Source organism: Psychrobacter piechaudii (assembly GCF_900162825.1).
Classification (GTDB): domain Bacteria; phylum Pseudomonadota; class Gammaproteobacteria; order Pseudomonadales; family Moraxellaceae; genus Psychrobacter; species Psychrobacter piechaudii.
Map to the genome: position 1 here is coordinate 1 of NZ_FUGE01000076.1, position 11,315 is coordinate 11,315.

General features: G+C 43.5%; 12 protein-coding genes. 2 read left to right on the top strand and 10 right to left on the bottom strand.

Features of this window, described 5'->3' with window-relative positions; all coding sequences use genetic code 11:
• The coding region (locus A1019T_RS03075; RefSeq protein ID WP_208608017.1) for a transposase at positions 1 to 151 on the top strand (151 nt) is incomplete at its 5' end.
• Between the two features lie 23 nt (positions 152 to 174).
• Complete coding sequence (locus A1019T_RS03080) at positions 175 to 798, top strand: hypothetical protein (protein ID WP_077450377.1); 624 nt, start codon at positions 175 to 177, stop codon at positions 796 to 798.
• 59 nt (positions 799 to 857) lie between these two features.
• Here A1019T_RS03080 and A1019T_RS03085 read toward each other — a convergent pair whose 3' ends face one another.
• The 10 genes from A1019T_RS03085 to A1019T_RS03130 all read right to left on the bottom strand — a co-directional run.
• Complete coding sequence (locus A1019T_RS03085) at positions 858 to 2,780, bottom strand: DUF4178 domain-containing protein (protein WP_244156517.1); 1,923 nt, start codon at positions 2,778 to 2,780, stop codon at positions 858 to 860.
• Positions 2,777 to 3,799 (bottom strand): SPFH domain-containing protein, encoded by a 1,023-nt coding sequence (locus A1019T_RS03090; protein WP_077450378.1) that lies wholly within the window; start codon positions 3,797 to 3,799, stop codon positions 2,777 to 2,779. Before A1019T_RS03090 ends, A1019T_RS03085 begins: the two co-directional genes overlap by 4 nt.
• Before the next feature lie 83 nt (positions 3,800 to 3,882).
• Entirely contained in the window at positions 3,883 to 4,290 is a 408-nt protein-coding gene (locus A1019T_RS03095) for a DUF350 domain-containing protein (protein ID WP_077450379.1), read from the bottom strand.
• Positions 4,291 to 4,430: 140 nt separating this feature from the next.
• Positions 4,431 to 4,961, bottom strand: coding sequence for an S-adenosylmethionine decarboxylase family protein (locus tag A1019T_RS03100; RefSeq protein ID WP_208608016.1), 531 nt, complete (start codon positions 4,959 to 4,961; stop codon positions 4,431 to 4,433).
• A 201-nt stretch (positions 4,962 to 5,162) separates the two neighbouring features.
• Positions 5,163 to 6,773 (bottom strand): polyamine aminopropyltransferase, encoded by a 1,611-nt coding sequence (locus A1019T_RS03105; RefSeq protein ID WP_077450380.1) that lies wholly within the window; start codon positions 6,771 to 6,773, stop codon positions 5,163 to 5,165.
• 61 nt (positions 6,774 to 6,834) lie between these two features.
• Complete coding sequence (gene msrAB, locus A1019T_RS03110) at positions 6,835 to 8,616, bottom strand: bifunctional peptide-methionine (S)-S-oxide reductase MsrA/peptide-methionine (R)-S-oxide reductase MsrB (RefSeq protein ID WP_077450381.1); 1,782 nt, start codon at positions 8,614 to 8,616, stop codon at positions 6,835 to 6,837.
• Between the two features lie 212 nt (positions 8,617 to 8,828).
• Positions 8,829 to 9,269: a hypothetical protein gene (locus A1019T_RS03115; protein WP_077450382.1), complete on the bottom strand. Its 441-nt coding sequence runs from the start codon at positions 9,267 to 9,269 to the stop codon at positions 8,829 to 8,831.
• A gap of 83 nt (positions 9,270 to 9,352) precedes the next feature.
• Positions 9,353 to 10,234, bottom strand: a complete 882-nt coding sequence (locus A1019T_RS03120; protein WP_077450383.1) for an ATP-binding cassette domain-containing protein — start codon at positions 10,232 to 10,234, stop codon at positions 9,353 to 9,355.
• 59 nt (positions 10,235 to 10,293) lie between these two features.
• Positions 10,294 to 11,043: an ABC transporter permease gene (locus A1019T_RS03125; protein WP_244156518.1), complete on the bottom strand. Its 750-nt coding sequence runs from the start codon at positions 11,041 to 11,043 to the stop codon at positions 10,294 to 10,296.
• Positions 11,044 to 11,113: 70 nt separating this feature from the next.
• The coding region (locus A1019T_RS03130; protein WP_143514071.1) for a transposase at positions 11,114 to 11,315 on the bottom strand (202 nt) is incomplete at its 5' end.

Here is an 11,315-nt window from a genome sequence, read left to right on the forward strand (position 1 = left end):
ACACTGTATTTTATGGCTACCACCTTATAGCCCAGATTTAAATCCCATCGAAAAAGCTTGGGCTTGGATCAAGCGTAAACGTAAAGACTGGCGTCTGCATTGTATCGATACTTTGTTCTTTTATTTTCTTTGGCTTTGTAACAGTTTATAAGTTCTTTCACTATACGTAACGCCTTGCGTGGCGCTTATGAGCTGCCTGAACCTAAAGAGGACTATTTAAAGCTGCACGCATCGCATATTGAGGCTGCTGCTAAACTAGGCAATGTCAAAGCGGCGAGAGATTATCACCAGCTCCTTATCTTCACCAGTGTTAACAATATCAAAGTGTCGCAAGTGACCCCTAATACGGCAGTTATTAATGATATCACTCGATTTAAGGCAGGTCTAAAGGGACTGATGCAGGACGCGAAAGCTTTTAACCCTGACACTCAGTCTATTTACAAGTATTTTGATTATTCAATTGATAATGCCAGAAGCAATGTGTCAGATTACCTTAAACCTGTATTAAACACCAAAGAGGCTAAGCAATATCCAGAATTAGTCGACGACATTCAGCTGTTTATTATCTTTAATGACTATCAGGGTTCTTTTAAGACTGAATACACCAAGCCAAACTCAATATATAAGCTCATTACCAATTTAAAAGACACTCAGCCTGAAGCGCTTGAAAGATATTATGTGTTGTCAAAGCTTACCGGTGATAAGGAATCGACAAACGAAATCAAGGCCATGATTAACAATCAGGCCTCGCTTGCACATGCAGAGTCTTTGTATAAGCAGTATGTTGAACGTTTTTAAATCACTGAAGCATTTATTTAAATCGAAGCCATTATTCAAATCAATGAGTAATGGCTATTTTATTTGTGAGCGCCGCCTGAGCTATATCCAGTACGGCCACTACCCCCATTATTATTATTTCCGCCACCCATACCACCTGGGATAATAATAATACCGCCACCGCCTCGTGTGGCAGATTCTTCATCGGGATTTGGGCCAGTGGGTGACGGCTTAGAAGCCACCCCCATCATAAAGCTCACAATCAATGCCAGTGCAATAATCACCACAGAGATACCTTGAGTACCTGCCGAATGATAATTGAAGGGACCAGTTTCGACCTCGGCACTCACATAGTCTTTCTCAGCTTCACTGGCTCTGAAGTAGATAATGTAAATTAAGATAGCGCCAATGACACCAACAATAATCGAACCCCCTGCCAGTAGCCATACCGCAACTTGCAAAATGGCATGCCAGGTAAGCATTTTTTTAAGGCTACCCTGTTCGCTAAAGCCACTGCGCTCATGAGCATTGTCAGTCTGAAGGTAGCTACCAAACCACTGTTCAAGCTTGTGATAAGGTAAGGGTATGGCATGGGTATAGGTAATCTCACGCTCAGTCTGCTCAGAGGTGATGACCTCATCACCAGAGGTATAGTCGATTAACAAATCGCTATCATCGGTTTTAACTTGCCAGTTAAAAGCCCCCATCGCAAAGGTCACACGGTTGCGATAGCCAGAATCTACTTGACGCCATTGTCTGTCATCATAGTGCAACTGGCCTCGTTCAGAAACCGGCATTTCACTTAATACCCGCGCCACAAACCAACCTCTAGACTCCTCAGATAACCATAAGAAACCGTCGGTTAAGCTATATAGCAGATACTCCGTCCAAGAAGCGAACTCTCCCACCTCTTGTAAGCGCATGATACCGATGACCACATAATCATGATAACCGTGCGCTGCGGTAGCTCGATCACTTTCAGTTAAAGCAAACTCACTTACCCCAACAATATCTTCTGCTGGGATTCGAGCTTTTGCCCCTAGCGGTAAACTGCTGTCAAAGTGATGCATCGTAGAATGCATGGCAATCAATTCAGCAGTACTTCCTGTCAGTTTACTTTCGCTATGACAGGCAGGACATACCAAGTACTCAGTAGCGCCTGCCACATAAGGTATTGGGCTGCCACAGTTTGGACATTCAATTTTGCTAATCTTAACGCTATTGCCTGAGGCCTTGCTTTGAGAATCACTTTGCCCCATAGCACCGGCTTGATTGACACTCACTTGTTCATTAAGCTGGCTGTCATCTTTAAGCAGCTGAAAGTTCAGGGCAGCAAAATCAATAGCCTCACCCTGATACACTACAGGCGACTGACCGCTACCCGACTCGGCATAGTCTAAGCTTATCAGCTTGCGTTTGTAGCGGGCATCAATAACACAAGTCTGCCAACCCTCACCCACGATAAAGGGCAATTCGCCCTCGCCAGCGATGGCATAAGCTTCGCGTCTATCACTAACCTGATAATTCACCCCATCGAAGCTAATGCTGTCATTGATAGCTAAGTTATCATAGGCAGGCAAATTGCTTTGCTCGCCCTCTCCCAAGGTTAAAGCGTACAGACCTAGCGCTTCGGATAGCCAACCAATACGGCCATCAGCGAATTGTAAATACCACTCGTTCCATACACCCTGACCATATTGCAGCTGCACCCGACCAATCACCGCAAAGTCAGTGCCGTCAATACTGCCAACACTGCCAATTTGAATCGGAGAATAGTCTTCAATAGTCAGTGACTGCTTACCTTGAGCCTTAAGGGCATCACCATCGCGCAGCACCGTAGTCTGACAGTATTCACACACTGCCATCACTGAGCCTGGCGAGGCAAACTCTACCGGCGCGCCACAAGAAGGACAAGCGGCAGTAAACGTCAATACATTGAAGTTACTGGGCAGCTTGGCCACAGCCGGATTATCTTTATAAGACTGGTTAGATTTATCGGTCATTTAGACAACTGAGTCAGAATTTTAGTTTTTGTTTCGTCATAATCTTCTTGGCTAATCAGACCTTGATCGAGTAGCGCTTTTAATTGGCTAAGCTTAACAGTAAAGTCAACAGGTGCTGCTTCTGGGGCTGCCGCTGGTTGAGAGTGTTGTTGAGGCTGAGCTTTTGGAGTCATTGCCTCACTCATTACTTGCCCCATATTCATACCCACGCCAAGACCAGCACCGATACCTGCCATACCCCCTTCATTTTTAGCCGCATGCTCGATAGCTTCTGCTGCTTGATAACGGGTATAAGCATCCATATCGCCAATCATGCCCATTGAAATACGCTTGTCTAAAGTTTTTTGTAGCTCTTCAGGTAGTGACACGTTTTCTACCACGAAAGACTCAACCGATAAGCCATATTTAGCAAAATCTGGTTGTAACTCTTTTTTGATCTCATCAGCCATTAGACCTTGGTTGGCTGCCAAATCAATAAAGGGCACTTGGCTTTGACCTAGACCTGACGCTAAATCTGAAACGATTAAGTTGCGTAGCTGTGGCTCAATTTGCTCGGCACGGTAGCTGTCATTCATCCCAGTAATGGTCTGATAAAATTGAGTGACATCATTGATTTTGTATGAATACATACCAAAGGCACGTAAGCGAACCATACCAAAGTCTGAATCACGTACAGTTACTGGCTGAGTGGTGCCCCATTTACGACCTTGTTGCAAACGGGTACTAAAAAATAGTACGTCAGACTTAAATGGCGAGTCAAAACCCATACGCCAGTTTCTTAAGTTGGTCATTACCGGCAAAGTTTCGGTAGTCAGCTCATAACGGCCGGCAGTGAATACATCTGCTATTTGACCTTCATTAATAAAGACTGCCACCTGACCATCACGTACGGTTAAAGAAGCCCCATTTTGGATTTCATTATCCGCCATAGGAAACTTCCACATTAATACATCATCATCTTGCCAATCCCATTCGATGGCATCAATAAATTGCTTTTTAATAAAACTTCTAAGACCCATGATTTTTATCCTTTAATTTGTATGTATATTTAAATTTGTATAAATGTTCAAAGCTTGATTTATAAACTTGATTTTTAAAGAGGTTATGACAATATGCCGGTATTAATAATACCCAGTACCAAGCCAGTAATACCCAGTAATCCACCCACTGCCATATTATTCAGTCTAATATGTTCTGGCACATTGCCAATCACTTTTACCATAACAAAGTAGCCAGCAATCTGTACCAACATCGCCACCACACTCCAAATGACAAAGGGCAAGAAGCCGGTGTTATAGATAGCACTCGCAGCAAGTGGCAGTGAGAAGCCGATAATGGTTCCACCAAAGCTTAAGGCGGCTGCCCCTGAGCCTTTACGGATCAGTGCAATCTCATCGTAAGGGGTAATCGCCATATAAATAATAGCGAATAAAACCAGCATCACCACACTACCACCAAAATAGAAGGCGTAGTAAAGCAGCTCCGTTTGCAAACTGTCAAAATTTTGCATGTATTATGTCCTAAGCTTTTACTTATAAAGGGTTAAATTACTTACAGCTTAACACTGCCGCTGAAACTTAAGCAACTGTGCATTCTAAGTTTGTTTCAAGACTTAAACCCTCTATAACATAATAGAGTAATTTCAAGTATTTAGTGTTGAAAGTTGTTGGGAATGTTATGCTGGCGAGACACACTGTTAACATGATGTTGGCTGGGTTTAAACAACTGCAAGCAAGCGTTAAATAACGCATCGGCCTTCGAGCTATTTTCGTTGGCTACATTACACACATACACATCCATTGTCACCGTCTGATATTCCCCCCAAGTGTGCAAGCACAGGTGGGATTCAGCAAGCAGTAACGTTAAGGTTACTCCACTGGTTTGACCTTGGCTGCTACGTTGTGAGTTAACCTCACTATCATTACTGTTATTACAGGCTTGAGTTACATGCTGTTCAAACTCATGCACCGCATGCCCTACTAAGGTTAGTCCCGCCTGCTCTACAGCTTCGATTAATAGCTCAAGTAAAGGTTGTGAGCTGGTTAATAGCTGAGGGTCACACTGGCACTGCCAAAATTCTGCCAAAATATGCTTGCCAGTCATAGGGTTATCGTGTGAACTCGACTGTGGATTGGTTGCAGTGGCATTAGAGCTGTTTTTATTGCTTAGGCTATTCTTCATTGACTCACTTAACTTAATTCCAGTGCGCTGATTTTATTGCGGTTATTATCTCAGACCATTATTGCTAATAAATATTACCGAACATTCCTTACTAGCAGTGGGTTTTGCGACTTTATAACCGTGTTTTTTTTATTTACTCTACTTCTGTTTTATTGTATTTCTATGCTGACTTTATTCGGTGTGAGGTCATCATCAGAGCCATTACTCATCAGACCAGTCTTGTACATAATAATGCACCAGTATTTGCTTATCTAAAGTGTTTGGCTCTACTTCAACTGGTTGCATATCCGGCGGGAACGTAAACATTTCACGACTGACTGAAGGGGTTAAAAACCTCATGGGTAAGTCATATTGTGCGGGCGGCGTAAAGGAAGTATTCGGGCTACCCACTATAAATCCCCACTCCCCAAATGAAGGCACGTACGCATGATATGGTGTGGTCTTAAACCCAGAAACCTGCAAGGTTTTATCAATTGACCAAAAAGATTTCGGCGCATAATAAGGCGAAGTGGCCTGCACTACCATCAATCCTTCTGCGGTTAAATGGTCTTTCACCATATGGTACATAGGTTCAGAATATAACTTGGCTAAGCTGTAGTGTGAGGGATCGGGTAGATCAATAATAATGGCATCATAAACCTCATTATTTGCTTCAAGCCACTTATAAGCGTCAGCATTTACCACACTCACTTTTGAGCTATTAAGTGAGTCGTTATTTAGCTTTTTAAATCTAGATGATTCAGCAAAGAATTGAGTCATCTCCGGATCTAAATCCACTAATGTAATATGATCCACTGCCTTATACTTTAGCACCTCACGCGCTGCCATCCCATCTCCGCCGCCCAAAATAAGCACCTCTAATTTCGGCTTAGTAGCTCGAGTGCTATCACTAAGCTTTTGCATAATGGGATGCACTAAAGCCTCATGGTAGCGGTATTCATCTCGCGTTGAAAACTGCAAGTTGCCATTTAGGAACAGCTGTAAATGACCACTCTTTTCAGTGACAATTAAACGCTGATAAGGAGAATTTGTAGAAAAAACAACTGGTGCTTTGAACAATTTTTGTTCTGATAGTCCCACCAAACGATCGGCAAAAATCAAGCCTGTCAGTAGCAATACCATCGCTACCAGAATACGCACAATCAGCCGACTTCTTATTTTGGAATGATTTGCACGCTGTTGCTGCTGTTCATCAACACTTAAGCCTTCAGTGTCCATTAGCGCTACTTTAGGATAGAAATGCCAAGCGGTCCAACCTGCTACCAACACGTTCAATATCCCAAACAGGACCGCTGATCGGGCCAAACCAAGCATTGGCGCCATCACTAAAGGAAATAATAGTGAAACCGCCAAAGCCCCTAGATAATCAAAGGTCAGTACGCGACTAACCAACTCATGGAAAGCTTGTTTTTGTGAGTTAAAAATACGCATCACCAGTGGGATTTCCATACCCACTAAGGTACCGATACACACCACTAGGGCGTATAAAATGGTCTTAAAGGTTGGTAGCCAAGCAAAGGCGAGAAACAGCCCAATGGCAGATAACCCACCGATCAACCCTACCAACACCTCGATTTCGATAAAGCGTTGTAAAACTTTATCCTCAGGCACGTACTTTGAAAGATGCGAGCCAATACCCATAGCAAATAAATAGGTACCGATTATGGTAGAAAACTGCAATACCGAATCGCCCAGCACATAACTTGCCAGCGCTCCAGCGATAAGCTCATAAGCTAAGCCGCAAGAAGCAACAATAAAGACCGACAACACTAACAGTGAGTCGGTTTGCAAACGTTTAAAGGACAAATTCATAAATCAGTTTCTTGTATTTCTTATATCGCTGGTCATTAACACTGCACAGATAGGCTATTTTTTATTTGGCGGACTTTACTGCTACTTGATCCACAAAGACACCGTATCCTGACTGCGGCATCTTATCGACCGGAATAAACTGTAAGGCACCACCATTAATACAGTAGCGAAGACCCGTCTTGTCTTTTGGCCCATCATTAAATACATGCCCTAAATGAGAGTCCGCTACTCGAGAACGCACCTCAGTACGTACCATATTGTAGGCGGTGTCTTTGTGCTCAGTAATTACTTCTGGCGCAATAGGTTGCCAGAAGCTGGGCCAACCACAGCCTGAGTCATACTTATGAGTCGATAGAAACAATGGCTCACCACTGACCACATCAACATAGATACCGGGGGCAAATAAGTGATCATACTCATGACTAAAGGCACGCTCGGTACCGGCCTTTTGGGTAATATCATACTGTGATTTGGTTAAGGTGTTTTTTAACGCATTTTTATCGAAGTTAGCATAACGTTTTGGGTTTAGCGCTTCTGCTACGGTAGTAGCCGGTGCCAATTTTGGTGTTTTATTGGTAGACGCTAACTTATCATCCGCCATACTTAAATCGATATGGCAGTAGCCATTGGGGTTTTTCGCCAAATAATCTTGGTGATATTCTTCTGCTAAAGAGAAGTTTTGTAGGGGTTGATGCTCGACAACAATCGGTTTAGTGTACTTAGTCTCAATTGACTGTAAAGCCTTATCAATCACTGCTTTATCAGCGGCATCGGTATAATAAATACCGGTGCGATACTGGACGCCTCGATCATTGCCTTGTTTGTTTAAACTGGTCGGATCGATAACGCGAAGATAGTATTTTAAAACAGTCTCTAAATCGATTTTATCCGCGTCATATACCACTTTAACCGTTTCGGCATGACCAGAGCCGGCTATCACCTGCTCATAGCTTGGGTCAGCCAGTTTTGGATTACCATTGGCATAACCAGAAATAGCATCCACTACCCCATCAACACGCTCCATATAAGCTTCTAAGCCCCAGAAGCAGCCACCAGCCAAATAAATAGTCTTGGTATTAATGGGCGCACCGTCAGAGTTATAGTAGACCCCATTTTTATTTTTTGGGCTATCAGATTTGGCACTCTCTGTGCTATCTATACCTTTTTGAGTAGGTTTAGCAGTGCTATTTTTTAGTGCTGCAAAGTCATTGCCTGCGTTTTCTGCCAAAGCAAAGGCCTGCTCTTCGGTCAAATTACCTTTAATTAGGCGCACTAGATTGCCCTGCTTATCAAAAATAGCCCAACTGGGATAAACCTGCACCCCCAACTGTTTAATTAAGTTACCCGAGCTATCCATTAACACCGGCAATTTAGGATAATCTGCCTGTACGCCTGCATACCATTGGCTAAAGTCTGTTGCCTCTTTCTCATTAAGATGCCCAGGACTGGCAACCGTCACTAAATTTAATCCTGCAAAAGCAGCATTTTTTCGCCACGTTTCAGTTTCCTCAAGCGTGCCTAAGCATAAGGGACACCAACTTGCCCAAAACTTCACCAAGGTCGGCTTATTAGAATCTAGTACTGCGGCGCCATTGTCCCCCAAACCTTTGGTCAATTGAGGTAAATCTTTTAATTGATTCAGCACATCACTTGGCAGCATGTCACGACTGTCAGTAATGCCTGCATTCGAGGATTCAGCGGTAGACTTAGCGCCATTATCTTGGGCCACCTTGCCGCAGGCAGGTATCAGGGTGCCACTGGCGACAATAAAGCCCATCAATAATACAAGGCGTTTTAACTGGGGGCGCTTGTTAGCGAGTTTTTTTGGGGCTGAGTGTGACATGAGCGCTGTACCTTTTTTATATGCTTAGGCTATTTCTCTTAAGCGATTTATAGTTATAAACAGTTAGTCTATAGGCTTATAATGGAGACGATTAACGATGATTACAAAGGGTGATTTGTGGTAATTGAAAGATTAGATAGGTTTTAATAGCGCGATGTATTGAACGGCTTTAATCCAGATGTTTATGAGAGCTGCTTTGGTTTACTTCCGTGTTAATCACACAACTCTTTACTGGCATACTGCGGCAAAATAACCACTTCTACTTGATACCCTGCGTTCTTGTTTTCAGTAGCCATTAAATTGCGTGCAATACGTAATTTATATTTGCCATCCTCAGGAAGACAGCCTTGGTACACGATGCCACCCTTACCCCCATTTTGCTGCTTGGAAGGCATATATAGTACGCCGACATTGGCCGTCTCAGGTGAACCTGCTTTCGGTAGTAGATTAATCACAGCATACTGCCCTTTTTGGGCCTTAAACTGATACCAAGTATCTTGCTTGCCTGATGGAATCTGACCACTTGCAGTACCCACCACACTGCCTTGATTAAACTTAATGGGTTTAATCTCTTTTGCTACGCCTACTGAACTAAACGTCCCTATTGCCGTGATAGCTATAAGGTTAAAGAAGGTTTTATAGGATATTTTCATCGTAATTAACCTCTTTTAGTCTTCGAAAATTTCGACTTTCTCAAAAGTTATATTATTTAGATTTATATTATTTAAATAGCACCCTAGCCTTTGGTAACCATAAAGCGCTCAACATAAGCATCAGCAGGGTTGTCTTGTAATTGCTGCGGCGTACCTGTCTGCACCAAACGCCCACCATTTAAGATACTGATGCGGCTACCAAGCTTAATCGCTTCGTCAATATCATGGGTAATAAACACGATGGTTTTATTCAGTTTGTGCTGTAGCTCAAGTAGTTGGTCTTGTAATTGGCCTCGAATTAACGGATCAAGTGCTGAAAAAGCCTCGTCCATCAAGATGATGGGGGTATCCACAGCCAAGGCACGTGCCAGACCAACGCGCTGCTGCATACCCCCTGACAGCTCGTCAGGATAGCTGCTCTCTATGCCTTCTAGCCCTACCTCAGACAACCAATGCCGCGCTATCTCATGACGCTCAGATTTAGGCATTTTACGCACACGAAGTCCATAGGCCACATTTTGAATCACAGTCATGTGCGGCACCAAACCAAAGTGTTGAAATACCATACTAACGTTATTTTGACGAAATTTCTGTAGCGGTTTGTCGCGTAAACTTAACACATTAATGACTCTGGATTGATCGGACAGTCGTTCAGCGCTATCTAGATAATCAGGTGTACCCACGCTATGCTGAGTATCAATCCAGATTTTACCTTGGGTAGGATCAATAAGTCGATTGATATGACGAATCAAGGTGGACTTACCGGAGCCTGACAACCCCATAATACAATGCAGTTCTCCTGCCTCAACGCTTAGATTTATATCATACAATCCCACTGAATAGCCGGTCTGCTCTCGCACCTCACCACTACTCATGCCTTGCTGTAATAGCTTAAGCACTTTTGCGGCCTCACTGGCATTGGCATCCAAGACTTTACTGACGTTCTCTAATCGAATGTGGCTCATGGCATCATCTTTTGCTAAATGGGTAAAATAAAAGGGGCTTAATAGGGCTACAAAGTGGCTTAGGGCGCCTGTTTATGGCTGTGGTTTGAATGCCGCAATTCATCGCGGGCCCGTCGCCCTTGACCAAACGCTTGAGTAATACGGTCAATAATAATGGCCATAATCACAATCGCCGTCCCTGCCTGTAAGCCTTGACCAATATTTAGGGTCTGAATGGACTGCAGTACATCTTCTCCAAGCCCTGGCGCACCAATCATTGAGGCCAGTACTTCCATCGATAGAGACATCATAACCGCTTGGTTAATACCGGCCATGATACTGGGTAACGCTTGCGGCAGTTTAATCCAAATTAATAGCTGTTTGTGATTGCTGCCAAAAGAGCGACCTGCCTCTACCATCTCATGAGGCACCTGTTTTATACCCAACATGGTCAAACGAATCAGCGGCGGTAAGGCATAGATAACGGTGGCAAATAACGCTGGCACTTTACCGATACCAAACAGCATAAGCACAGGAATTAGATAGACAAAGCTTGGCATAGTCTGCATTACATCTAATACTGGTGTCACTACTCGACGTAAGCGATTACTGCCGGCCATCAAAATCCCCATAGGAATGCCAATCAGCATAGTTACAATTACCGAAACAATTAGCAGTGCCAAAGTCTGTACTAAAGCTGCCCACAGTCCAAAAGCACCGATTAAAAATAGCCCAATCGCGCATGTAACTGCAAACCAAAGCTTACGAGTGGCTAGCCAGCCAAGCACTGCTATCAAGCCAATAATCAGCCATGGCGGCGTGATATGCATCAACCTTTCTATCGGCAATAATAGATAACCTGAGTTCGGGATAAGAGCTTGCCTAAATCATTGAAACAGCTTATTTTTTTGCGACATGTCCATAAGCCGACACGTTTTTGAGTGTCGGCTTAAAGGGGAACCAACAGTAAGCAATGAGTCCTGCTAAAAGATTAGCAGCGAAACCTGTGAAGCTTCGATGCCTTGAGTGTTCAATCTGACACAGGTTTTTAAGCTCATCAAAGACAGTTTCAATTAAAGAGCGTCCGTTAAGTAACGCCTCA